Source organism: Acinetobacter sp. FB (genome assembly GCF_056033405.1).
Window position 1 is genome coordinate 615513 of record NZ_CM148502.1, and the last position, 23255, is coordinate 638767.

Annotated in this window: 21 protein-coding genes; 11 read left to right on the top strand and 10 right to left on the bottom strand. The window is 39.4% G+C overall.

Features of this window, described 5'->3' with window-relative positions:
• Nucleotides 1-49: 49 nt before the first annotated feature.
• Together AC0JIQ_RS02955 and trhA are read right to left on the bottom strand one after the other, a co-directional pair.
• A complete protein-coding gene (locus AC0JIQ_RS02955; protein ID WP_287691353.1) occupies nt 50-1360 on the bottom strand; it encodes an MFS transporter in 1311 nt (436 codons plus the stop codon).
• Nucleotides 1361-1463: 103 nt separating this feature from the next.
• Nucleotides 1464-2105 carry a PAQR family membrane homeostasis protein TrhA gene (gene trhA, locus AC0JIQ_RS02960; protein WP_474203215.1) on the bottom strand — a complete coding sequence of 214 codons (642 nt, stop codon included), beginning with the start codon at nt 2103-2105 and terminating at the stop codon, nt 1464-1466.
• A gap of 101 nt (nt 2106-2206) precedes the next feature.
• Here trhA and AC0JIQ_RS02965 point away from each other — a divergent pair, with 101 nt between their 5' ends.
• Together AC0JIQ_RS02965 and AC0JIQ_RS02970 are read left to right on the top strand one after the other, a co-directional pair.
• A complete protein-coding gene (locus AC0JIQ_RS02965) occupies nt 2207-3424 on the top strand; it encodes a class I SAM-dependent methyltransferase (RefSeq protein ID WP_474202586.1) in 1218 nt (405 codons plus the stop codon).
• Between the two features lie 17 nt (nt 3425-3441).
• Nucleotides 3442-3867, top strand: coding sequence for a GNAT family N-acetyltransferase (locus AC0JIQ_RS02970; protein ID WP_474202587.1), 426 nt, complete (start codon nt 3442-3444; stop codon nt 3865-3867).
• Nucleotides 3868-3930: 63 nt separating this feature from the next.
• On the opposite strand, the gene AC0JIQ_RS02975 is transcribed toward AC0JIQ_RS02970, so the two are convergent.
• From AC0JIQ_RS02975 to AC0JIQ_RS02985, 3 genes are all read right to left on the bottom strand, one after another.
• A complete protein-coding gene (locus AC0JIQ_RS02975) occupies nt 3931-4170 on the bottom strand; it encodes a hypothetical protein (RefSeq protein ID WP_474202588.1) in 240 nt (79 codons plus the stop codon).
• A gap of 266 nt (nt 4171-4436) precedes the next feature.
• The gene (locus tag AC0JIQ_RS02980; RefSeq protein ID WP_474202589.1) at nt 4437-5291 is read right to left on the bottom strand and encodes a patatin-like phospholipase family protein; all 855 of its coding nucleotides are present in this window, start codon (nt 5289-5291) and stop codon (nt 4437-4439) included.
• A 66-nt stretch (nt 5292-5357) separates the two neighbouring features.
• Nucleotides 5358-5579 (bottom strand): hypothetical protein, encoded by a 222-nt coding sequence (locus tag AC0JIQ_RS02985; RefSeq protein WP_474202590.1) that lies wholly within the window; start codon nt 5577-5579, stop codon nt 5358-5360.
• A gap of 266 nt (nt 5580-5845) precedes the next feature.
• Here AC0JIQ_RS02985 and AC0JIQ_RS02990 point away from each other — a divergent pair, with 266 nt between their 5' ends.
• The gene (locus AC0JIQ_RS02990; RefSeq protein ID WP_004664733.1) at nt 5846-6133 is read left to right on the top strand and encodes a hypothetical protein; all 288 of its coding nucleotides are present in this window, start codon (nt 5846-5848) and stop codon (nt 6131-6133) included.
• Nucleotides 6134-6223: 90 nt separating this feature from the next.
• Here AC0JIQ_RS02990 and AC0JIQ_RS02995 read toward each other — a convergent pair whose 3' ends face one another.
• Nucleotides 6224-8359 carry a 3-hydroxyacyl-CoA dehydrogenase NAD-binding domain-containing protein gene (locus AC0JIQ_RS02995; protein ID WP_474202591.1) on the bottom strand — a complete coding sequence of 712 codons (2136 nt, stop codon included), beginning with the start codon at nt 8357-8359 and terminating at the stop codon, nt 6224-6226.
• Between the two features lie 10 nt (nt 8360-8369).
• Nucleotides 8370-9575, bottom strand: coding sequence for an acetyl-CoA C-acetyltransferase (locus AC0JIQ_RS03000; protein WP_474202592.1), 1206 nt, complete (start codon nt 9573-9575; stop codon nt 8370-8372).
• A 231-nt stretch (nt 9576-9806) separates the two neighbouring features.
• On the opposite strand from AC0JIQ_RS03000, the gene AC0JIQ_RS03005 reads away from it, so the two are divergent.
• A complete protein-coding gene (locus AC0JIQ_RS03005) occupies nt 9807-10904 on the top strand; it encodes an agmatine deiminase family protein (protein WP_474202593.1) in 1098 nt (365 codons plus the stop codon).
• A gap of 80 nt (nt 10905-10984) precedes the next feature.
• Here AC0JIQ_RS03005 and AC0JIQ_RS03010 read toward each other — a convergent pair whose 3' ends face one another.
• The gene (locus AC0JIQ_RS03010; RefSeq protein WP_004664725.1) at nt 10985-11998 is read right to left on the bottom strand and encodes an AraC family transcriptional regulator; all 1014 of its coding nucleotides are present in this window, start codon (nt 11996-11998) and stop codon (nt 10985-10987) included.
• Between the two features lie 213 nt (nt 11999-12211).
• Between AC0JIQ_RS03010 and AC0JIQ_RS03015 the strand changes: the two genes are divergently transcribed.
• The 7 genes from AC0JIQ_RS03015 (at nt 12212) to AC0JIQ_RS03045 (ending at nt 21400) form a co-directional block, all read left to right on the top strand.
• Nucleotides 12212-13330, top strand: coding sequence for a CaiB/BaiF CoA transferase family protein (locus AC0JIQ_RS03015; protein WP_474202594.1), 1119 nt, complete (start codon nt 12212-12214; stop codon nt 13328-13330).
• Between the two features lie 146 nt (nt 13331-13476).
• Complete coding sequence (locus tag AC0JIQ_RS03020) at nt 13477-14697, top strand: carbohydrate porin (protein WP_474203216.1); 1221 nt, start codon at nt 13477-13479, stop codon at nt 14695-14697.
• A gap of 87 nt (nt 14698-14784) precedes the next feature.
• Nucleotides 14785-17190 carry a glucose/quinate/shikimate family membrane-bound PQQ-dependent dehydrogenase gene (locus tag AC0JIQ_RS03025; RefSeq protein ID WP_474202595.1) on the top strand — a complete coding sequence of 802 codons (2406 nt, stop codon included), beginning with the start codon at nt 14785-14787 and terminating at the stop codon, nt 17188-17190.
• Between the two features lie 173 nt (nt 17191-17363).
• Nucleotides 17364-19007 carry a nitrite/sulfite reductase gene (locus tag AC0JIQ_RS03030; protein WP_474202596.1) on the top strand — a complete coding sequence of 548 codons (1644 nt, stop codon included), beginning with the start codon at nt 17364-17366 and terminating at the stop codon, nt 19005-19007.
• Nucleotides 19000-19485 carry a DUF934 domain-containing protein gene (locus tag AC0JIQ_RS03035; RefSeq protein WP_474202597.1) on the top strand — a complete coding sequence of 162 codons (486 nt, stop codon included), beginning with the start codon at nt 19000-19002 and terminating at the stop codon, nt 19483-19485. The genes AC0JIQ_RS03030 and AC0JIQ_RS03035 overlap by 8 nt, the downstream gene beginning before the upstream one ends.
• Nucleotides 19486-19566: 81 nt before the next feature.
• Entirely contained in the window at nt 19567-19920 is a 354-nt protein-coding gene (locus tag AC0JIQ_RS03040) for a DMT family transporter (RefSeq protein ID WP_474202598.1), read from the top strand.
• 130 nt (nt 19921-20050) lie between these two features.
• Nucleotides 20051-21400 (top strand): hypothetical protein, encoded by a 1350-nt coding sequence (locus AC0JIQ_RS03045; protein ID WP_474202599.1) that lies wholly within the window; start codon nt 20051-20053, stop codon nt 21398-21400.
• A gap of 54 nt (nt 21401-21454) precedes the next feature.
• Here AC0JIQ_RS03045 and AC0JIQ_RS03050 read toward each other — a convergent pair whose 3' ends face one another.
• Complete coding sequence (locus tag AC0JIQ_RS03050; protein WP_474202600.1) at nt 21455-21895, bottom strand: VOC family protein; 441 nt, start codon at nt 21893-21895, stop codon at nt 21455-21457.
• 133 nt (nt 21896-22028) lie between these two features.
• On the bottom strand, nt 22029-23204 hold the full coding sequence (locus AC0JIQ_RS03055; protein ID WP_474202601.1) for a thiolase family protein: 1176 nt from the start codon (nt 23202-23204) through the stop codon (nt 22029-22031).
• Nucleotides 23205-23255: the final 51 nt, after the last annotated feature.

Here is a 23255-nt window from a genome sequence, read left to right on the forward strand (position 1 = left end):
AATTTCCGTATGATTAATTAAATAAATCATCCGAGAATAAGAGATGCGATTAAATTTGGTTATTTACATCATCATTTTTGGTTTCACGAATCAGTAAAAATGCGATTAAAGATAATACAGAAGCCAAGCTTAGATATAAACCGACAGCCCCTAAACCATAATTTTCTGCAAGTTGAGTCGCGATATAGGGTGCAAATGAAGCACCAAAAATTCCAGCTAAATTAAAAGTTAATGCTGAACCTGTATAACGTACTGATGTTGGAAAAATCTCTGAAAGCACTGTTCCAATTGGTCCATAGGTCAACCCCATGATTGAGAGTCCGATACACAGGAATAAAAACACCAATATTGGGCTACCCGAACCAAGCAATGGAGCGAAGCATAAGCCAAATAGTGCTGATAATACGCAGACAGCGATTGATGTGGTTTTACGTCCAAACTTCTCTGCTAAGATCGCTGAGACAGGAATAAAGGCTGCAAAACACAAAGTTGCGGCTAGTTGAAGTTGTAAAAACTCGCCCCGCGCATAGCCTAACTTAGTCGTACCCCAGTTTAATGCAAATACAGTGGTTAAATAGAACACTACAAATGTACAAATTGCGGCAATTGTACCCAACACAAGCATAGGAAAATGTTTGGTCATCACTTCTTTAAAGGGTACGTTCACTTCTTTTTGTTTATTCAATACCTTTTGAAATGCTGGCGTTTCATGTAATTTTAAACGGATATATAGCCCAACAAGCACTAAAATTGCACTTGCAACAAATGGAATGCGCCATCCCCAAGTCATAAAATCTTGCTCGGACATAAAGGCATTCAGTAATAGAAATGAGCCTGTGGCAAGGATAAAGCCAATTGGTGCTCCCAATTGTGGAAACATCCCATACCAAGCGCGTTTACCTTCTGGTGCATTCTCAGTGGCAAGTAAAACAGCACCACTCCATTCACCACCCAGACCTAAACCTTGTCCTAAACGACATAATGCGAGCAGTAGTGGTGCTGCAAGACCGATTTGTGCATAGGTCGGCAAAAGACCAATACAAACCGTTGAGATTCCCATGGTAAGCAATGCCGCAACGAGCGTTGCTTTACGCCCAATTCGATCGCCTAAATGTCCAAAAATGGCTGCTCCAATTGGACGAGCAATAAAAGCAATTGCAAAGGTTGCGAGTGATTTAAGTACTGCAGCACCATCACTACTTTCAGGGAAGAAGAGATGTGGAAAAATCAATACAGCTGCGGTTGCGTAGATATAAAAGTCGAAAAACTCAATCGTAGTACCAACGAGGCTGGCAAATAATACCCGTACTTTTGAGTTGCTAGCCACTGCTGTAGTGACTGTCGTAGTACTTGACGACATACATAACCTTAATTTTATTTATTCAAGATGCAGAGCGATCACGACCTTGAAAAGCCCTTTTGAATGCGGGGTTTACTTAACAAACTGGGTGTAATGTAGAGCTTTATAATACATAACAATAGATCGCCAAAAAGTGTAAACCTGCCCCTAATAGCACAAAAACATGCCAAATTGCGTGGGTATATCTTACCTTTTTTAACGCATAAAACAATGTGCCAACGGTATAGGCAAGTCCACCTGCAATTAACAGTTGAATTGCTTCTTTTGAAAGGTAGCGTTGCATATCATCCATGACCAAAACTGCTAACCATCCCATCACAAGATAAGCGGCTAATGAAACTTTTTCAAAGCGATGAATAAAAACTAACTTAAATAGCGTGCCAATCAGTGCAATTACCCATAATGCAATCAGTAAATAGTGGGCTTTAGCTGTTGGAATCGCGATACTCAGAAAGGGCGTATATGTACCTGCGATGAGATAATAAATCGCAGTATGGTCCAGTTTTTTATACCAATAGCGTTTACGCTCATCTTGAGCAAAATGATAAATCATTGAGCTACTCAGTAATAAGACTAAGCTAAAACCATATACCCATAAACTGCACCATTGTCCTAAAGGCAGGTGTTGACCTTTAATAATGAGTAAGATAGAAGCAATCAGTGCTAATACAGCTCCAATACCATGACTATAAGCATTAATTCGTTCTTCTTTCGGGTCATAGCTCAACAAGGTATTTACGGTCATCAGATTTATTGTTTGCATAAAAATACAACTGTATCGTAATGCAATTTCCCTTTTAAAGTAAGACGCTTTAAAATTTAGTTTCTATTTGTCAGGTTTTCATTATGTTTGCGCCGAAATTTTCTTTTGAACAAGAACAGCAGTTTTTCTTGGATATCCAGCAATCTATTGAAAATAAAAGCTTTGATCGGCTAATACTCAGTCAATACAAAGGTGAATTGACAGAATTAGAAAAAATAACTTTTCGTATGATTGAATTACAAGGACAGGCAACACTGTCTTGTTTATATCATCATACTACTCAGGATGTGACTAAAAATTACACTCTAATTGATGGTATAGAAAAGATTGCTGAGTTACTGAATCTATCTAAACAAGCCAATTTATTCACTTTGAATCAAGATATTCAATTAAAGAAAAATAAAAAGAAAGCGATGTTAAATCGTCAGAAAAAGCAAACATCAGTACTTAAAATTGAACAACAACAGCACAATCGTGAAAAGCAACGCTATGTACAGCAGCAAAGTCCTTTTTTAAGACATTTGGGCATTACTGATGAAAAAGGCCAGATTGTTCCAAGTATGGCGCGTAAGTGGAAGCAGATTAATAAATTTATTGAAATCTTTTCAAATGCCTATGAACAGATTGATGCATCTCAACAAGAATTGAATATTGTCGATTTTGGTTCAGGAAAAGGCTATTTAACTTTTGCATTGTATGATTATTTACAGTCGCAACAAAAAACACCATTGATCACAGGAGTGGAATTGCGTTCCAACTTAGTCGAGTTTTGTCAGAATGTAGCTGATCAGGTAGGTTTCAATCATCTTGATTTCTTTGAAGGTGATGTACGTAGTTATCAGCCTGAAAAACTAGATGTGATGATTGCGTTACATGCTTGTGATATTGCCACTGACTTTGCTATTCATACAGGTATTCGTCTGAATGCTTCAATGATTATGTGTGCGCCATGTTGTCATAAAGAACTTCGCCCACAATTACATAGTCCAGAAGTATTACAACCAATGCTGCAATTTGGTATTCATGCGGGGCAACAGGCTGAAATGTTGACGGATACTTTACGTGCTTTATTACTCAAAGCATATGGTTATGAAACCAAAGTATTCGAGTTTGTTGCCTTAGAACATACCAGTAAAAATAAAATGATTTTGGCGACGAGACGTAAAGCACTTCAACAGCCTGATCCAAAAGTCATGCAACAAATCCAAGCCTTAAAAACGATGTATGGCATTAAAAAACAGAGCCTAGAATTATTATTACAAGACCAAATGCCGATTGAAAATATCGGTTGTAAGTGTTGATCAAGTTTTAATGCTATATGTATAGAATCAAACAAGGACATTGGGATCAATTACAGCAAGATGCTAAATTGATCCGAACGCAGGTTTTTATTTGTGAACAAGGTATCACTGAAGCAGATGAGTGGGATGATCAAGATCTGATTTCTCAGCATTTTGTGATCTATGATCAAGACCAGCCAATCGCGACTGCACGTTTACTCGAAAATAACAGTGTAGGGCGGGTTGCTGTACTAAAAGCCTATCGGGGGCAAGGTCTTGGACAAATGATTATGCTAGAAATTATTAGTTATGCTCAAAAGCAACGTCGATCAGTATTGACATTATCCTCTCAAGTCCATGCGATCTCATTCTATGAAAAGCTAGGTTTTACTGTACAAGGTAATTCATATGATGAGTGCGGAATTCCGCACATTGAAATGACGATGAGTCTAAACACTTTATAGATAAAAATCATATTGAGAGGGCTTACTCAATAGATCATGATTGTCTAAGTTTATACTCTAATGCTACTTTTTTGGGCTCTGCTCAATAACTTCTGATGCAGCAGAAACATGTTCATGTTGAGCAAGTTCTTTCTCTTGTTGGGCTTTACGTTGTGCACCAGGCATGTAATCAGGTTCTTGAGACATTGCTAAATAAAAAAAGCTGAGAAATATGGTACTTAATACGCCCACAATAATGACAAACTTCCATCCTAATACCGTTTCTTCATTTGAGTTTTTTTGTGGTGATGGTTGATTGCTCATAATAAATTCCAAAAATTAAAATTTTAAGGTTGCAGCATTAATCAATAAAATTAATAAAACCTTAAATATTATATGGCTTTCAAATTACTTTGGGGAATTTATTTATATTTTGTATTGGATTCAATGCGTAAGAGTCTGCAAAAGTCAGTTAAAAAAATCGCATTGTAGATATTTAAAATAGAAAAAAGCATAAATGATTGAATAATTTGGGATAGAAATAACCAAATTATTCAATCATGATTCATTCAAGATTTGGTTGTGCAAACTCAGAGGTTCTTCCAATCCTCAATCGCTTTTAAACCCGTTTCTATACCCACATCGTAGCTATAGCGAATTTTTGCTTTGTTTTTAGAAAGTCGACCTGCCATGTTTTTTAGATCAGGGGGGCAAACTTCAAGAATTAGTTGTTTTGACGCTGAGCGAACAAATTGCACCGAATCATTATAACGTTGAGTTCTGTTGAGCAAGCTTTCTGCAAAACCACGTTTTTGTTTAAACACATATTTAGCGAGCAACTGATCACCTTTGCTGCTGGCTTTATAATAATTCTTTGGCCGTGTTCGCAATACCATAAGTTTCGAAACATCATGTTGCTGAGCAGCCCAATGTATTGGGAGGGCATCCGCAACACCGCCATCAAAGTAGGGTTCACCAAATACGTCAACTGCTTGACGTGTGAGGACGGGGATAGAGCTAGATGCTCTTAATCCATCTAAAATATTGTCTTTAGATGCTCTGATATAAGTGGCTTCACCTGAAATCGCATGGGTGAGCACCATATAAAATTCAGGATGATTTTCAAACAGATGTGTCTGATTTAAAGGATATTCTTTTTCAACTACATCCCACATCCATTTTAAATCCAATAAATCACCGCCTTTAAAGAAGCGACCATAATGGATAAATTCAGAGCGAAGTGAATGATCTAAATAGATTTGTAGAGTACGGCCTTGCTGAGCAGCTAAGTAATTTGCGACATTAGTTGAACCAGAAGAAACACCAACACATAGGTCAAAAGGATTAAATTGTTGCTGTAAAAATGCATCTAAGACACCGCTGGTAAATGCACCACGCATTCCACCACCTTCAACAACCAGTGCCTGACGATTTTGGTGAAGCATTGAAAATCTCGAATAACATGATAAATCCCTGTTTAGCACGGATTCATCATGATCGACAATAATATTTTAGTGATTATGTTCATGCTCCGCATGCATTGTTTCGGTTGTCATCGATGACTCTGACATTTCAGATTGAGCTGCTGCTTTCTTCTGATTCATTGGCATATAATCTGGTTCGTTGTTCATCGCCAAGTAAAAAATCACCATAAAAAGGAAACTTAAAATACAGGTGATAATGAGTGCTTTCCAACCCCAAGGAGAGGTTTCTGGACAGAGTTTTTCAGACATAGGATTTTTCCTAAAGAGAGAAAATAAATAGCCTTATAACATAACAGTATAATCCACTCCGTGTGCAGATGTTAATAAGCAAATCAAAAATCGACTTTTGTCCAATATGGATTACGGGATCGGATTGTTAAAATAGCCATAGTATTCAATACAATGAACACAGATTCTTTCAAGGTAGATAAGAAGCTGAGCTTTTTTTAAGGACAATTATCTATTTTGAAGATCATAACAATATTGATGAAAAACAAAATATGATGGAGAAAAGAATGATTTTGGATTCAACGGATACGGATGTTTTTGCAGCTGTTACGCAGTTTTATGTGCGTTTAAGACGGGTAACGGGTCGTGTAGTTGATGTACTTTATATGGTGGAAAATCAAGAATATGCACAGCATCTCATTGATTATGCTAAAACAATAGATGATACCGAGTTGCAAAGCCATGTGAATCATCTCACACGATCTTTTAATATTGTGAAAGCGCCAGTTGTAGTAGAACAACCTGAGCAAGTCGTGGAACGACCTGTGCCGCAAAGAGTTTGGTTCTTAGGTTAAACCTTAATTTTTAAAGGTCTAAAATAAATATTCCTCCCCCTTTGATCAAAGAGGGAGGGCATATAAACAGCTTAGTGTAAAAGCGTCATACTATTTAAATATTTCACCTGATTCAGCATGTTTTCTAAGTAATGCGGGTGCTATAAAGCGTTCTCCGTATTTAGCAGCTAATTCTTCTGAGCGCTGTAAAGATTGCTTAACGCCGTTTTGATTGAGGAACTGAATCGCTCCACCTGTCCACGGTGCGAAACCGATCCCAAAAATCGAGCCGACATTGGCATCAATGACTGATTCCAGAACGCCTTCCTCATAGCAGCGTAAAGTATCAAGTGCTTGAACAAACAAGAAACGATCAATCATATCTTGTTCAGAAATATCATTGGCTTTCGTCCAACGGCTGAGCCCATCCCACAAATGTTTTTTGCCATTTTCAGGATAGTCATAGAAACCTGCACCCGCTGCTTTACCTTTACGATTCAGCTCGTGAATCATGGTGTGAACCACTTCATCTACTGGGGTTTTAGGTAAGTCTTTACCTTCAGCTTGCAGTGCTTTGCGCGTTTCTCCTGCAACATGCTCAGTCAGAGTTAAAGACACTTCATCCTGAATCGCAAGAGGCCCCACAGGCATACCTGCTTTGAGCGCTGCCATTTCGATTTTCGCTGGATGCACGCCCTCAGCAAGAAGACGCATTCCTTCTTGAATGAACGTACCAAAGACACGGCTAGTAAAGAAGCCACGACTGTCATTCACCACAATTGGCGTTTTAGCAATTTGTTGTACAAAGTCATAAGCCTTCGCCAATGTTTCAGCAGAAGTTTCTTTGCCTTTGATGATTTCTACCAATTGCATTTTATCTACAGGGCTAAAGAAGTGTAAGCCAATAAAGTTTTTGGTATCTTTACTTGCTGTGGCTAGACCTGTGATTGGCAGGGTAGACGTATTCGATGCAAATATTCCACCTTCAGCTAAATACTGTTCAGCTTCTTGAGTCACCTTAGCTTTGAGTTCTTGATTCTCAAATACTGCTTCAATAATTAAATCACAGCCTTGTAAATCAGCTGCATCAGCGGTTGCAGTAATCAGTGCTAACACTTGATCGCGTTTTTCCGCTGACATACGACCCTGTGAAACACGTTTATCAAGTAGCTTTTGCGAGTAAGCTTTGCCTTTCTCTGCATTTTCAACAGATACGTCTTTGAGTACGACAGGAATGCCTTTGATTGCGGTTGAGTAGGCAATCCCTGCACCCATCATGCCTGCACCTAATACACCAACCTTGGTTGCTTGCCATTTAGCAATATCCGCAGGGCGGCTCGCACCAGATTTAATTGCATTGAGACCATGCCAGAATGTACCGATCATGTTCTTCGACACTTGACCGACAGTTAGTTGTGTAAAGTAACGTGATTCAATACGAAGCGCGGTATCTACATCAACTTGAGCACCTTCAACCGCAGCCGCCATGATTGCTTCAGGGGCAGGGTAGCAACCTTTTGTTTTGTCACGTAGCATTGCAGGAGCAATCGCAAGCACTTGTGCCACCGCAGGAGTGCTTGGACTGCCACCCGGGATTTTGTAGCCTTTCACATCAAATGGTTGCTGTGATTTTGGATTAGCTTTTACCCAAGCAATTGCTTTTTCTAACAGCTCTTGTTCATTCTCAGCCGTGTCATGTACCAAGCCGAGAGATTTTGCTTTATCGACACCAAATTGCTTACCTTCCATGAGGAACGGGAATGCATTTTGTAAGCCGAGCAGACGCACCATACGCACGATACCGCCACCGCCTGGCAGTAAGCCCAAAGTCACTTCAGGTAAACCAAATTTAGTTTTTGGATCATTGATGGCAATACGATAATGACAACCTAAAGCGATTTCCCAGCCACCGCCAAGCGCAGTACCGTTTAAAGCTGCAACAACAGGTATACCTAAAGTTTCGATTGTACGTAAGTCACCTTTGAGTTTTTCAATCATCTTGAAAAATTCAGTGGCATGTTCAGGTTGTACCTGAATCAGCTCATCTAAGTCACCACCAGCAAAGAAGGTTTTCTTAGCTGAACGGAAAATAATACCTTCCAGATCAGTTTCAGCTTTAAGTTTTTGACTGACTTCATCTAAAGCATCACGGAACTCTGCATTCATGGTATTTGCAGATTGACCCGATGAGTCCAGTGTAAGAATTACAATATTGTCAGCGTTTTTTTCGTATTTAATAGCGCTCATGTTGCTCTCCTTACACCAACTCGATAATGGTAGCGATACCCATACCACCACCGACACATAATGTTGCTAGACCGCGTTTTTTACCTTGACGCTCTAATTCATCTAGCAAAGTTCCTAGAATCATGGCACCAGTTGCACCCAATGGATGTCCCATCGCAATCGCACCACCGTTGACGTTGACTTTCTCAGCAGGAACTTTCAGTTCTGTAATAAAACGCATCACCACAGCTGCGAAAGCTTCATTCACTTCAAATAAATCAATATCGTCGATGCTTAAGCCTGCTTTTTCTAATGCTTTACGTGCAGCAGGAGCAGGGCCAGTCAACATAATGGTTGGATCTGTACCGACTAATGCAGTTGCAAGCACCTTGGCGCGAGGTTTTAAACCTTGCTCTTTGACTGCTTTTTCAGAAGCCAATAACACTACCGCAGCACCATCAACGATACCTGATGAGTTACCTGCATGATGAACATGGTTAATTTTTTGTGCTTCAGGATACTTCTGTAATGCAACTGCATCGAAGCCCATTTGTCCCATCATTTCAAAGCTAGCATTCAGTTTTGCTAAACCTTCAACGGTGGTTGTCCCTTTGATAAATTCGTCTTTTTCTAAGATTGTTACACCTGCATGATCTTTCACAGGCACAACTGATTTATCGAAATAACCATTTGCCTGAGCGGCAGCAGCCTTTTGTTGCGAAGCGACCGCAAATGCATCTACATCTGCACGGCTATAACCATCTAAAGTTGCGATTAAGTCTGCACCCACACCTTGTGGTACAAAAGACGATTTTAAATTGGTTTCTGGATCAAGCGCCCATGGACCACCATCAGAACCCATTGGAATGCGTGACATTGACTCCACACCGCCAGCAACCACAACATCTTCCCAACCTGAACGAACTTTTTGTGCTGCCAAGTTCACGGCTTCTAAACCAGAAGCACAGAAACGATTGATTTGTACGCCAGCGACATCATCATTCCAACCTGCAGCAATCGCAGCAGTTTTGGCAATATCCCCACCTTGATCACCAATTGGTGTCACACAACCGAGAACGATATCATCGACTTTAGAGGTATCGAGTTGATGGCGTTGTTGTAATTCATTCAATAATGTTGTCAGTAAAGTAATTGGTTTTACTTCATGTAATGAGCCGTCTTTTTTTCCTTTTCCGCGTGGTGTGCGAATGGCATCAATAATATAGGCCTCGCTCATAGCTGTTCCTTGTATTGCCTTAAATTAAAATCATTGTGCTTCGAGTGTACTCAATTTAAGTGGCAGTGCAATGATGATAAACATTGGCAAGTTTGATGTTTTTAGCCAATTTGATGGGTTCAGCAAGTGATCAAGCCAATTGTTAATATTGGTATTTTTCTGCATGTATTAGGAGATCTTCGATTAGACTAGTGTTTGGAAATGATTGATAGAAAAAATGGGCGAAAGCACATGATAAAATTAAAGCGTCACTATGCTGTTATGGCATTGATCTTGTCACTTTTTGGATGCGATTCATCTGGACGGAATATTGAAAACAACAAAACAGTTGAGGATAAAAATAAAGTGAGCCAAACGTATTCTAATCAAGTTGCTGATGACAAAATGCTATTGGTATTGTCTGCGCCTTCTGTACATGATCCGTATTACAAATCTGCTTTTCAACGGATTGTCGATTTCCAGATCGATTACGCCAAGTCCATTTTGGGCAATGATAATGTGGTGATTCTGGTTGATAAAGACACCAAACCATATTTCACTGGCAAAGTGCCAGAAGACATTTTACTGGTGGATGATGTGCGTGATATCTGGATGCGTGATTTTACTACTGTTAATCCAATGCAGCCCGTGCAATTTACCTATACTTGGGCATCTATGACCCAAAAGCAAAGTAAAGAAGTACAAAAAAGTTTTAGTCAGTTAGCTGATCGTTATCAAATTCACAGAGCCAAAACTGATTTGATGCTTGATGGGGGGAACCTTGTCGATGATTATGCGGGCCGTGTAATTACCACTACACGTTTTATAGAAGATAACGGGCTTAGCTATAACGAGGCCAAACAAGAGTTAAAAGCTACGTTGGGTGCAACCGAAGTTGCCATTTTAGAGCCTGACGAAGAAGTGTTGGCACATTCAGATGGCATGGTCAGTTGGGTGGATAAAAATACCTTGCTTGTGAATGACTATTCAAAAACACCATCATTTAGAACAGCAGTAATGAAGGAGTTAAAAACTTCGTTTCCAACTGCAAAAATTGTGGAAGTGCCTGTTGAGTATAAGACCAATCCGAAAGGTCAATGGGAAGGTTTTGAGTCAGCATGTGGTGTGAATTTGAATGCCACGGTCACTTATCACAATATTTATGTACCAACCTTTAATATGCCGCATGATCAGAAAGCACTCACGATCATCAAGCAAAACACTTCGAAGAAAGTCATTCCAATCAATGCTGAAAATGTTTGTCCAATGGGCGGTAGTGTACGTTGTCTCACTTGGCAGGTGACGGGGAACAATGCCGTGAAACTTATTCAAGCCGCACGAGATCGCTAATAATAGATGTTTAGATTAAATTGAGTGATTGAAATTTCCAAGATAGCCTGAGCATGATCAGACTAACTTGGAAATATGATTTATGAATGATGTCCGTGCAATTGGCGATATAAACCAGGAGTAACACCTGTCCATTTCTTAAAGGCACGGTGGAAGGTACTGGTTTCGCTGAAGCCGACCTGTTGAGCAACGTCTTCAAGGGTTAGGTTTGGTGTTAATAATAAATGGATTGCAGCATCACGACGTAAGGCATCTTTAACCCCTTGATAACTTTTACCTTCTGCAGCCAAACGGCGACGCAATGTTTGAGGTGATAAATACAACATTGATGCAACATCATTCAAGGTTGGCATTTCTTCACCAATTTGGCTCTTCAATACATCTCGGATACGTGAAGTGAGTGAGTTGGTATTCTTAAATTTCACCAGTAATTGTGCAGGTGCCGCTTTCAAAAACTCTTCTAAGGTTTTGTCATCTTGACGTATTGGTAAATCCAGATAATCAGCAGCAAAGGTGATTTCCGTACGCGGTGCATCGAATTGCATCACTGGTGCAAAAAATAGCGCATCATATTCATCGGCGTGGTTAGGGCGTTCATAGCCAAAATGAACACGTTCCAAAGGTAGTCGACGTTCGATTAACCATGATGCAAGTCCATGCCAAATCATCAGCATACTTTCAGTAATAAAATGATCAGGGTCAAGCGCTTTAGGAATGTGAGGCACTAAACGAGCTTCGTGTTTATCGCGCTCTAAACTTACAGACCATTCATCACCGAATAATTTGTAAAATTGTGAGGAAAGTTCGAGTGCTTGTCCAAGTGTTTTCGAATGTATGATTAATTGGCACATAATGGCAAATGTACCCAAGCGACGAGGCTGTACATCAAAACCTACATGTTCGTCTTGGGTGACCATCCATAACATTTTGACAAAGCGAGTGTATTGCTCAGGGGAGATTCGAGCTTTGGGTTGACGCAGCAGTTCTGCCTCAATTCCGACATGTGAAAGTAATGTTTCAACGTCCATGCCTAGGCGTTTAACACCTGTTAAAGCCGCATTCACGAAGTGGATGCTGATCGTATCACGGCTCATATTGAATCCTTCAGTTTCTTTACTGTTCACGATAATTGACCTAAATAACCGTCTAAAATATCAAATTGGGCAATTGACAAGAAAAATAATTGCTCATTCTGTACATGTTAAATTGCCGAAACTATCAAGGTAAATGGCTGAACATGACATTGTTTTTGTGTTTATCCGAACCTAGTATAAAAGAAAATTTGAACAAATCGAGTAAAAATTATTATGCCATCTGCTTTAAAAGGATTGAAAGTTCTAGATTTTTCTACTTTATTGCCTGGTCCATTTGCAAGTATGTATCTTGCGGATATGGGTGCAGAAGTGATCCATGTGGAATCTCCAACTCGTCCAGACTTAGTAAGGATTATGCCACCCTATGCCAATGGGCAAGCCACTGCACACAGTTATCTGAATCGAAATAAACAGTCGATTGCACTTGATCTAAAAGATCCAAACAATATTGAACTGATCAAAACTAAAATTTCTGAATTTGATATTGTCTTGGAACAATTCCGTCCCGATGTGATGCGCCGTTTAGGTTTGGACTATGAAACTTTAGCTGAGATTAATCCGCGTTTAATCTATTGCTCGATTACGGGATATGGCCAAACAGGAAGTTATAAAGATCGTGCTGGGCATGATATTAACTATCTCGCATTAGCTGGTGTTTCAGGTCATAGTGGTCGTCAAGATAGTGGACCACCTCCATTAGGGATTCAAATCGCAGATGTTGCAGGAGGTTCTTTACATGCCGTGATTGGAATTTTGGCAGCAGTTGTAGAGCGCCAACGTAGTGGTATGGGTCAATATATTGATATTTCGATGACGGATTGTGTGGCGAGTTTAAATAGCATGGCTGCTTCAGCGAGCTTGGCAGGTCAGACGCCACAAGCACCAGAACAAGGGATGTTAAATGGTGCGAGTTTTTATGATTATTATGAAACCAAAGATGGGCGTTATTTCTCTGTCGGAAGTTTAGAGCCACAATTTATGGCGGGTTTATCGGCAGCTTTGGAATTGCCAATCTTAATGGCAAAAGGTGCTTCATTTGACCCTGAAGACCGCCAAGCGGTGAAACAAGCATTACAGGAAAAGTTTAAGAGCCAAGATTTTGCTGAATGGCAACAGCTTTTTCATCACTTAGATATTTGTGTCGAACCTGTTCTCAGTCTTGATGAAGCATTAGTTTCACCGATTGCTGAACAACGTGGCTGGGTTGTGAATGTACCATTGTCAGAGAATTCTGAGCAAACAGAAGCACAATTGGCATGCCCAATTAAATTCTCTCGTTCACAAATTAAATATGCCTTTATTGGTCAAGGTTTGGGTGGAGGAAAGTGGTAGAAAATATGTGAGATTTATCACTGTATTGTTAAGATGTTGTACAGATCTTTAACATTTTAAATAAATTGTTATCAGAAAAATCAGAGTAACCTTTTATAAATAAGAATATAAAAGGTTACACAAACATGACAATCTCTCATTCACGGATTGTTTCTTGTTTATCCGTTCTATCATTAAGTTTATTTATTCAACAGACTCCGGCAGCTTCTGCTTTTGATCCGAATGGTCAATGGCTGCTTGGTGATTGGAACGGTCAACGCTCTGCGTTAGAACAGCAAGGATACAATTTTTCTGCAGATTACACCGGTGAGTTTGCAGGTATTTTAGACTCAAAACAACATTCAAGTCATGGCAGTGAATTTACTGGACAATTGGCTTTGGGTACTCATTTCGACTTAAATAAAATTTTGGGTTGGCAAGATACTGAGGCACAGATTACGGTAACTTATCGTGATGGTCAGTCCTTATCTCAAACTGCTGAAGGTTTACAAGGTCATCAAAGTTCTGTGCAAGAAGTTTGGGGACGTGGTCAAACTTGGCGTTTAACCGATCTGTGGATCAAGAAGAAATTTTTAGATCAAGCTTTAGATATTAAAGTGGGGCGTTTTGGAGAAGGTGAAGATTTCAACAGCTTCGCCTGTGATTTTCAAAATCTAGCTTTATGTGGTTCTCAAGTGGGTAATTGGGTCGGTGATCAATGGTACAACTGGCCTGTGAGTCAGTGGGCATTACGTATTAAATATAATTTGCAGCCAGACTTATATGCTCAAATCGGGGTATATGAATATAACCCTGAGAATCTTAAACGTGGTAAGGGCTTTAATTTAAGTACAGATGGCTCACGTGGTGCAATCATTCCATTAGAACTTGTTTGGTCACCAAGACTAAGTCAGCAATCCCTTTCCGGTGAATACCGCTTTGGATATTACTACAGTACAGCCGATGCAGTTGAGATAAGTAATCCTACAAAAAGCTCACATAAACAAGGTGGGTGGTTTACAGCGAAGCAACAACTTATTCGTCAAGATACGGACTCAGATCGAGGGTTGAGTGGTTTTATAAATATCACAGTGCATGATTCAAAAAATAACGCGATCAAAGATATGCAAAATATTGGTTTGGTCTATAAGGGATTATTACAACAACGACCACAAGATGAACTTGCTTTAGGTTTAGCACGTATTCATGCCAATGATGAAAATAATCCTTTATTAGATGAAGAATACAATACGGAATTGTATTACGGCATTCATGCAACCAATTGGTTGACTATTCGACCAAATATTCAATATGTACACCACGTTGGTGCATTGAAAGATGGTGATAAGACTTGGGTTGGCGGTATTAAATTCCAAACGATTTTCTAAGTTTCAGTTTTGTTATGTATCCGACTGTTGGGGAGATTGATCATCTTCTCAATGATTCTAAAAATATAAAAGAGGTAAGGTGATCGTATGACTCAATCTTCTTCAAAATCAGTGCTTAGGACATTAACGGTAATTATTTTTATAATTACTGCTTTGTACTTGCTTATTGGTGGTATTTGGCTCGCGATCATCGGAGGGTCAATTTACTATGTAGTTGCAGGAGTTCTTCTGCTAGTCGTAGCGGTGCAACTGCATAAACGTGCATCAGGACCTTTATGGGTTTATGCCGCATTGATGTTAGGGAGTGTGATTTGGGGTGTTTGGGAAGTCGGAACCGACTTTTGGGCACTCGCACCTCGTCTCGATATTCTTGGTATTTTGGGATTGTTATTGCTGATTCCTGCAGTTACACGTGGTATCTATAATCTGACATCGAGTAAAGTTGCTTTGTCATCGACACTAGCTATTGCGATTGTGGTCATGGTGTATTCAATTTTTAATGATCCCCAAGAAATTAACGGTGTAATTCAAACGCCGCAACCTGCACAAGCGAAAGCTATTACTGGTGTTGCACCAGAAGATTGGCCCGCATATGGTCGTACTCAGGGTGGTGAACGTTATTCTCCACTGACCCAGATTAATGAAAAAAATGTCAAAGATCTTAAAGTCGCTTGGACATTTCGTACAGGTGACTTCAAGACAGGGAATGATTCGGGTGAAACCACAAATCAGGTCACACCAATCAAAATTGGCAACAATATGTTTATGTGTACACCCCATCAGCATTTGATTGCGATTGACCCTGCAACAGGTAAAGAAAAATGGCGTTTTGATCCTAAACTCAAAACTGATAAAACCTTTCAGCACTTAACCTGTCGTGGAGTGATGTACTACGATGCCGCTAATACCAGTGAATTTGCAAGCAGCTTACAAAGCAAAAAATCAGACTCTACCGAATGCCCACGTAAAGTGTTTGTTCCTGTCAATGATGGTCGTTTAGTCGCTGTTAATGCTGATACGGGTAAAGCATGTTCTGACTTTGGTCAAAATGGTGAGGTGAACTTGCAAGAGTTCATGCCGTATGCATATCCGGGTGGCTATAACCCAACTTCACCAGGTGTAGTTTCTGGTACGACTGTGGTGATTGCAGGTTCAGTCACGGATAATTATTCTAATAAAGAACCCTCTGGTGTCATCCGTGGTTATGATGTGAATACAGGGAAATTGTTATGGGTATTTGATACGGGCGCAGCCGATCCAAACGCAATGCCGGGTCAAGAAACCACATTTGTAAATAACTCACCAAATGCATGGGCACCTCTTGCCTATGATGCAAAATTGGATATTGTCTATGTGCCAACAGGTGTAGGTACACCAGATATCTGGGGCGGTGATCGAACTGAGTTAAAAGAGCGTTATGCCAACTCGATGTTGGCGATCAATGCAACAACGGGTAAGTTGGTTTGGCATTTTCAAACCACACATCATGACTTATGGGATATGGATGTACCATCACAGCCATCTTTGGCAGATATCCAAGTTAAGTCAGGTCAAACGGTTCCCGCAATTTATGTTCTAACTAAAACAGGAAATGCCTTTGTTTTAGACCGTCGCACTGGGCAACCCGTAGTTCCAGTCACTGAAAAACCAGTACCACAAACTGTGAAGTGGGGACCACAAACTAAAGGCGAACATTATTCAGCAACACAACCATTTTCTGATTTTAACTTAGCGCCAAAAGATAAATTAACTGATAAAGACATGTGGGGCGCGACTATGTTTGACCAGTTAATCTGCCGAGTAAAATTCAAACGTTTGAACTACGATGGTATCTATACGCCGCCTTCAGAAAATGGAACTTTAGTTTTTCCAGGTAATTTGGGCGTGTTTGAGTGGGGCGGGATGTCTGTAAATGCTGATCGCCAAGTTGCGGTAACAAATCCGATTGGCTTACCATTTGTCAGTCGATTGGTTCCAGCTGATCCTAATCGTCCTCAAACTGCAAAAGGCGCAGGAACTGAACAAGGGATGCAGCCAATGTATGGCACGCCATATGGGGTAGAGATTAGTCCGTTTCTTTCACCATTCGGCTTACCATGTAAGCAACCGGGTTGGGGCTACGTTGCTGGCGTTGACTTAAAAACACATGATGTGGTCTGGAAAAAACGTATTGGTACCATTCGTGACAGCTTGCCGCAATTGTTCCAATTACCGCCAGTTAAAATTGGAGTACCGGGTTTAGGTGGTTCGATTTCGACAGCAGGAAATGTGATGTTTGTCGGTGCAACACAGGATAATTATCTACGTGCCTTTAATGTATCGAATGGCGACAAGTTATGGGAAGCGCGTTTACCTGCAGGTGGGCAAGCTACACCAATGACATATGAAGCCAATGGCAAACAATATGTGGTGATTATGGCCGGCGGACATGGCTCATTTGGAACTAAAATGGGAGATTATCTCGTGGCTTATGCATTGCCAGATAAGAACTAATTTCATTTAGAAAATGATTGTAAAAGCTCAGATTCGTCTGAGCTTTTTCTATTTGTGGTAATTAGATAGGCTTATCAATAAAATCGTTATTAAATATGCAAAAAAAGCATTTTGTTGATGAATAAAAGCTCGCTATGCTAGTCGCCTTTATAATGAATGACTAGCCATACGCCATGTATTTATATACGGATTTCGATCAACAACTGATTAACCAACGTGTTGCTCAGTTTCGTGATCAAACAGAACGCTATTTAGCAGGAAAATTGACCGAAGACGAATATCGTCCATTACGTTTGCAAAATGGTCTGTACGTGCAACGTTATGCACCTATGCTCCGTATCGCTGTGCCGTATGGCTTGATGAATACTAAACAACTCAGAAAAATTGCTGAAATTGCGACTGAATATGATCGTGGTTATGCCCACGTTTCAACTCGTCAAAATATTCAGTTGAACTGGCCTGCTTTAGAAAATGTACCTGATATTCTTGCTGAGCTAGCTACAGTACAAATGCATGCAGTACAAACCTCAGGTAACTGTATTCGTAATACCACGACTGATCAGTTTGCAGGAGTTGTTGCTGGTGAGATTGCAGATCCACGTCCAACGTGTGAATTGATTCGTCAGTGGAGTACTTTCCATCCTGAATTTGCGTTCTTGCCACGTAAGTTCAAGATTGCAGTTTCTGCTTTAGAAGAAACGGATCGTGCTGCAACAGCTTTCCATGATATTGGTGTTTATATCGTTCGCAATGAAGCAGGCGAAATCGGTTATAAAATCATGGCGGGTGGTGGTCTAGGTCGTACTCCAATTATTGGTAGTGTAATCCGTGAGTTCTTACCACGTGAAGATTTGATTGCTTATTTAGAAGCGACCTTACGTGTGTATAACTTGCATGGTCGTCGTGATAACAAATACAAAGCACGTATTAAGATTTTGGTGAAAGCATTAACACCACAGGTATTTGCCGAAAAAGTTGAAGCCGAATTTGAACACACACGTGAAGCATTGAAGATTCAGCCTGAGATCTTGAAAAAATTAGATGAAGAATTCACTCCATTTGATTATCAAGATTTAGAAGATCAAGATTTCACAGCATTGTTTGCTGAATATCCTAAATTCAAACAATGGTTTAACGTGAATACTAATGCACATAAAGTCAAAGGCTATCGTATTGTGACGATTTCTTTGAAACGTGCAGGGGTTGCTCCTGGTGATGTCACCACTGAAGAAATGAACTTAATTGCAGACCTAGCAGATAAGTACACTTTTGGTGAATTTCGTACCACACATGAGCAAAATATTTCACTTGTGGATGTACCACAAAAAGATTTATTTGAATTGTGGCAAACCTTAGAACAGAACAATATGGCACGTGCGCATATTGGTTTTATTACCGATATTATTTGCTGTCCTGGCGGTGATTTCTGTTCATTGGCAAATGCGAAATCAATTCCAATTTCAGAAGCGATTAGCCGTCGTTTTGATGATTTAGATACGATCTATAATCTTGGTGAACTTGATTTAAATATCTCAGGCTGTATGAATGCTTGTGGTCATCACCATGTGGGTAACATTGGTATCCTTGGTGTAGATAAAAAAGGTGCAGAATTTTATCAAATCACGCTAGGTGGTAACGCGAATCATGATGCGTCTATCGGTGATATTTTAGGACCATCTTTTGCTGCTGATGCAGTACCTGATGTAATTGAAGAAATCCTCAATACTTACCTTGACCTACGTACTGAAGGTGAGCGTTTCATTGATACGTATCGCCGTGTAGGTATCCAACCATTTAAGGAGCGTGCTTATGCTTAATACATCGCTACAAGTGCTGTTTAAAGATGGCACGATTGCTGATAATACTTATCAAGTGATTGCTGAAGATGGTGTAATTCCTCAAGGCAATGTGGTTGTAACAACTGCTCAGTTAGATCAATTGGTAAATATACAAGCTAAAAAAGCGTTATACATTACTGTTAATGATTCACCTGAAACTCATCAATTTCCATTAAATGAATTAGATGCGATCTTCATTGAGTTCGCTGGTTTCAATGATGGACGAGGTTATTCATTTGCTGCGTTATTACGTCGTCAAGGTTATCAAGGCGAGTTACGTGCTGTCGGTGATATCTTTAAAGATGTTTTAAACTATTTAAAACGTTCTGGCTTTGATAGCTTTGTGGTTAAAGAAGGTAAGGATATTCATGAAGCCGCTGCTGGACTTCAAGATTTCACCAATCCTTATCAAGCATCAACAGCAGTACCACAAGCGAGTTACCAAACAGGTGCTTAGACTCGTTTAAGTAAAAAAGCTGAACTCAGGTTCAGCTTTTTTATTGCGTATTATTTAAAATTTATAGATTGAAGAATAACAATGCTGACCTTTATTGCAAAAATAAATCCTGGGGTGATTTGGCTGCTTTTCGCCATCGCAACCGATGTGCTTTCTACCTTTTATTCCGCCAAAGGTAATGGTTTAGTCAATAAGTTTGACCAAGGAATCGCTTTGGTTCTGTATCTTGTTTCTTTTACTTGTGCTGCGATTGCATTGAAGTATATGCAAGCTGGGATTTTATATGTGCTTTGGTCTGGGCTAGGTGTTATTGCGACAGCCGCTTTAGCAAAAGTTTTTTTAGGACAGCATATTGATGTAGCAGGGTGGATTGGGATTGGATTTATTACCATAGGTTTGATGATTATTGCTCAGTATTCCAATATTGATGTTTGATATTAAGAAGGGGTGACAGTGATTTTAGAATTTGTTATAAAAATAGATTGTCTTAATTAGAACGAACGTGTTTAAATTTTTAAAAAAGATATTTTGCTCATCTGAGCCATATATAAATACAGCCGAAATATTGGCAGAACGCCAAGCGCTTGAACAAACACGTAAATCGAATATTCCTCAACCTGAACCAGAAATCGTAGATATTCCATTTATTAAAAAGAGTTTGGATGAGTTACTACAGTCATTGAGATATTATGATGGTTATGCGCGACAACGGACATTAGAACATTTAAAGGATTGCTACGAACAAGAACTGTTTCCTGCCTTATTATTTCGTTTAAGTGATTATGTGGAAATCAATCGAGAGTTGGCAGCACAGCATATCCAACGTTGGAGTCAGCGTCCTGAATTTGCTCAATTGTGTATAGATCATTTTTTACAGATTGCCGCAGTACAACAACGTGTACGCACTGTCCCTGAAATTGAAAATTTATTACTGAATACTGTAGCTGAAAATAAAGATTATTTGCAGCGCACTGTTATTTCTGAACAAGGTCAATTACCTCGTGTACTATTGAATTATATTGTAGAACATCAATGGATTGAGCAGGAGCAATTACTTGAATTATCGAAGGTTGCGAAAGATCAAATCGTGCGTAAATTTTGGTTAGATCATATTGCTCAAAATGAATCAGACCAAACATTATTATTTGAGTTGAAAAATAGTCAATTTAGAGATGTGCAATATTATTTATTTGATATTTTATATCAAAGAAAAATTTTAAATACTGATGATATTATTGAATTATGGCATAGTCGTTTTTTATCCGTGATGGATTATGCTTATTTTGCATTAAGACAGCAAAATTTTGATTTTAAAAATTATTTTAATCAGTATCCGATAGAGTTACTCAATCCACAGCAGGTGAAAATTCGAGCATATCAATGGGTTTTATTTAAAGGGGAGCAAGCACAGTTTTTTGAGATCATTAAAAAAATTGAAATTAAACCGATTGCGAATGCTTTGGTTGTGTTTGCGTTAAAGCAAAAGTTTATTCAATTTCACCAGTATTTAGATTATTTTGCATTAACCCAACAGAAGTTATTACCACACAACTTTATTAAAGCAAAAGTATATAGTGATACTCAACCAACTTTGGACGAACTCAAACAGTACTTATCTTTAGTTAAAGATAATCTGTCATTACAGCAGAGACTCGATTTAACACAAGGCTATAGTTTATGGGATCAGCTATATTGGTTTGTTACTCAACAAGAATATATACAGACTGAAAAAGATCGGCAGGATTTTTATTATCATTTACGATGCCGTCTACAGTTTCTAAGTTATGAAATCTATCCGCCACGATGGACAGTGATTCAGAAAGACCAAATGAAACAGCAATTACCAGTTTTTATGAAGCAATATTCTGAAATTTTTGAAGATGTAGGTGTCAAGAAAATACTCGGAAATCTTTAAGTTAATAATGTGGCTGATGCAATATAGGCTTTATATTGCATCAGCAAAATTATCTTATTCTTCAAGCTGACAATTGACCATCCACTTGATTCCGAACTGATCAGTGAAAGCACCATACAGTGCGCCCCAAAAGGTTTTTTCTAATTGCATTTCAATATGACCACGTACAGAAAGCTGGTTGAATAAACGTCGTGCCTCCATTTCATCGTGTTCAATATTGATTGAAATATAATGATTGTTGCCTTGGGTGAAAACACTATTCGGAGAGCAGAACTGATCATTAACGTCTGAACCCATGAGTACGGTATATTCATTAATAGGTAAGGAAACATGCAGAATTAAGCATTTATCTGCTTCTGATAACATAATCCCTTCTGTAGGTGGCATATCACCATAGCGACTGATCATTGCGAATTCACCGCCAAAAACAGATTGATAAAAAATAAATGCTTGTTCAGCTTGTCCTTTAAAATTTAGATAATGGTTCAACTGCATGAGGGAACTCCTTGTTGTTTTTTTATACAGTGCATAACTTATCGGGATTTTAATAACAGGTGCATTATTTTTTGTAATTATGAAAATAAAAAATCCTGCACTTGGCAGGATTTTTAGTTAATCGAATTAATGTTTAGATCAATTCAATTGCAACTGCTGTTGCTTCACCACCACCAATACAAAGCGCCGCAACACCTTTTTTACCACCAGTACGTTTAAGTGCATGAATCAACGTAAGAATGATACGTGAACCCGTAGAACCAACTGGATGACCAAGTGCACAAGCACCACCATTGATGTTCACTTTTTCTGCATCTAATTTGAAGTCATCAATTGGGCACATTGTAACCATTGCAAAAGCTTCATTGATTTCCCAAAGATCAACGTCTTGAGCATCCCAACCAGCTTTTTTCAAAACTTTTTCAATTGCCCCTACAGGAGCAATCGTAAATTCAGAAGGATGTTGAGAATTTGATGCGGTTGCAATAATTTTCGCTAAAGGCTGTAAACCACGTTCAACGGCAACGTCACTTGAGGTTAATACAAGTGCAGATGCACCATCAGAAATTGAACTCGCATTTGCCGCAGTAATTGTACCGTCTTTTGCAAAAGCAGGTTTCAAACTTGGGATTTTGTCAATTTTTGCATTTAATGGTTGTTCATCTTGATCAACAACAACATCACCTTTACGGCTAGATACAGTTACTGGAACGATTTCATCTTTGAAATAACCTTCAGTAATTGCTTTCTGTGCACGTTGTAGAGAACGTATAGCGAAATCATCCATTTGTTCACGTGTATAGCTACGTTTATTTGCCATATCTTGTGCAAATGATCCCATTAAACGACCAGTTTCTGCATCTTCTAAACCATCAAGGAACATATGATCCTTAATTTCACCATGACCCATGCGATAACCTGCACGTGCCTTAGGTAAAACGTAAGGAGCATTGGTCATTGACTCCATACCACCCGCAACCACGATTTCAGCACTACCAGCTTTGATCATATCCGCAGCTTGCATCACAGCTTTCATGCCAGAACCACAAAGCTTGTTAATGGTTACTGCACCAGTAGAGTCAGGCAAACCTGCTTTACGCATAGCTTGACGAGCTGGGCCTTGTTTTAAACCTGCTGGTAACACACAGCCCATGATTACTTCTTCTACATCAGTAGGCTGTAAACCCGAACGAGCAATTGCTTCTTTGATCGTGATTGCACCTAATTCGGGTGCAGTTGCGCTTGATAATGCGCCTTGGAAGCCGCCCATTGCTGTACGAGCGCCGTTGACAATTACGATGTCAGTCATTATGTGTCTCCAGACTTATAATTTGCAGAGAATGTTCAAAACCTATGCAGT

What these genes read in the sequence shown, in the direction of transcription:
- AC0JIQ_RS03015 (WP_474202594.1), top strand. Translation starts at nt 12,212, where the DNA reads ATGCCATCTGCTTTAAAAGGATTGAAAGTTCTAGATTTTTCTACTTTA.
- AC0JIQ_RS02980 (WP_474202589.1), bottom strand. Translation starts at nt 5,291, where the DNA reads ATGCTTCACCAAAATCGTCAGGCACTGGTTGTTGAAGGTGGTGGAATG.
- AC0JIQ_RS02965 (WP_474202586.1), top strand. Translation starts at nt 2,207, where the DNA reads ATGTTTGCGCCGAAATTTTCTTTTGAACAAGAACAGCAGTTTTTCTTG.
- AC0JIQ_RS03005 (WP_474202593.1), top strand. Translation starts at nt 9,807, where the DNA reads ATGATAAAATTAAAGCGTCACTATGCTGTTATGGCATTGATCTTGTCA.
- AC0JIQ_RS03030 (WP_474202596.1), top strand. Translation starts at nt 17,364, where the DNA reads ATGTATTTATATACGGATTTCGATCAACAACTGATTAACCAACGTGTT.
- AC0JIQ_RS02990 (WP_004664733.1), top strand. Translation starts at nt 5,846, where the DNA reads ATGATTTTGGATTCAACGGATACGGATGTTTTTGCAGCTGTTACGCAG.
- AC0JIQ_RS03025 (WP_474202595.1), top strand. Translation starts at nt 14,785, where the DNA reads ATGACTCAATCTTCTTCAAAATCAGTGCTTAGGACATTAACGGTAATT.
- AC0JIQ_RS03055 (WP_474202601.1), bottom strand. Translation starts at nt 23,204, where the DNA reads ATGACTGACATCGTAATTGTCAACGGCGCTCGTACAGCAATGGGCGGC.
- AC0JIQ_RS02970 (WP_474202587.1), top strand. Translation starts at nt 3,442, where the DNA reads ATGTATAGAATCAAACAAGGACATTGGGATCAATTACAGCAAGATGCT.
- AC0JIQ_RS02955 (WP_287691353.1), bottom strand. Translation starts at nt 1,360, where the DNA reads ATGTCGTCAAGTACTACGACAGTCACTACAGCAGTGGCTAGCAACTCA.
- AC0JIQ_RS03035 (WP_474202597.1), top strand. Translation starts at nt 19,000, where the DNA reads ATGCTTAATACATCGCTACAAGTGCTGTTTAAAGATGGCACGATTGCT.
- AC0JIQ_RS03050 (WP_474202600.1), bottom strand. Translation starts at nt 21,895, where the DNA reads ATGCAGTTGAACCATTATCTAAATTTTAAAGGACAAGCTGAACAAGCA.
- AC0JIQ_RS02995 (WP_474202591.1), bottom strand. Translation starts at nt 8,359, where the DNA reads ATGAGCGCTATTAAATACGAAAAAAACGCTGACAATATTGTAATTCTT.
- AC0JIQ_RS02985 (WP_474202590.1), bottom strand. Translation starts at nt 5,579, where the DNA reads ATGTCTGAAAAACTCTGTCCAGAAACCTCTCCTTGGGGTTGGAAAGCA.
- trhA (WP_474203215.1), bottom strand. Translation starts at nt 2,105, where the DNA reads ATGACCGTAAATACCTTGTTGAGCTATGACCCGAAAGAAGAACGAATT.
- AC0JIQ_RS03040 (WP_474202598.1), top strand. Translation starts at nt 19,567, where the DNA reads ATGCTGACCTTTATTGCAAAAATAAATCCTGGGGTGATTTGGCTGCTT.
- AC0JIQ_RS03000 (WP_474202592.1), bottom strand. Translation starts at nt 9,575, where the DNA reads ATGAGCGAGGCCTATATTATTGATGCCATTCGCACACCACGCGGAAAA.
- AC0JIQ_RS03010 (WP_004664725.1), bottom strand. Translation starts at nt 11,998, where the DNA reads ATGAGCCGTGATACGATCAGCATCCACTTCGTGAATGCGGCTTTAACA.
- AC0JIQ_RS02975 (WP_474202588.1), bottom strand. Translation starts at nt 4,170, where the DNA reads ATGAGCAATCAACCATCACCACAAAAAAACTCAAATGAAGAAACGGTA.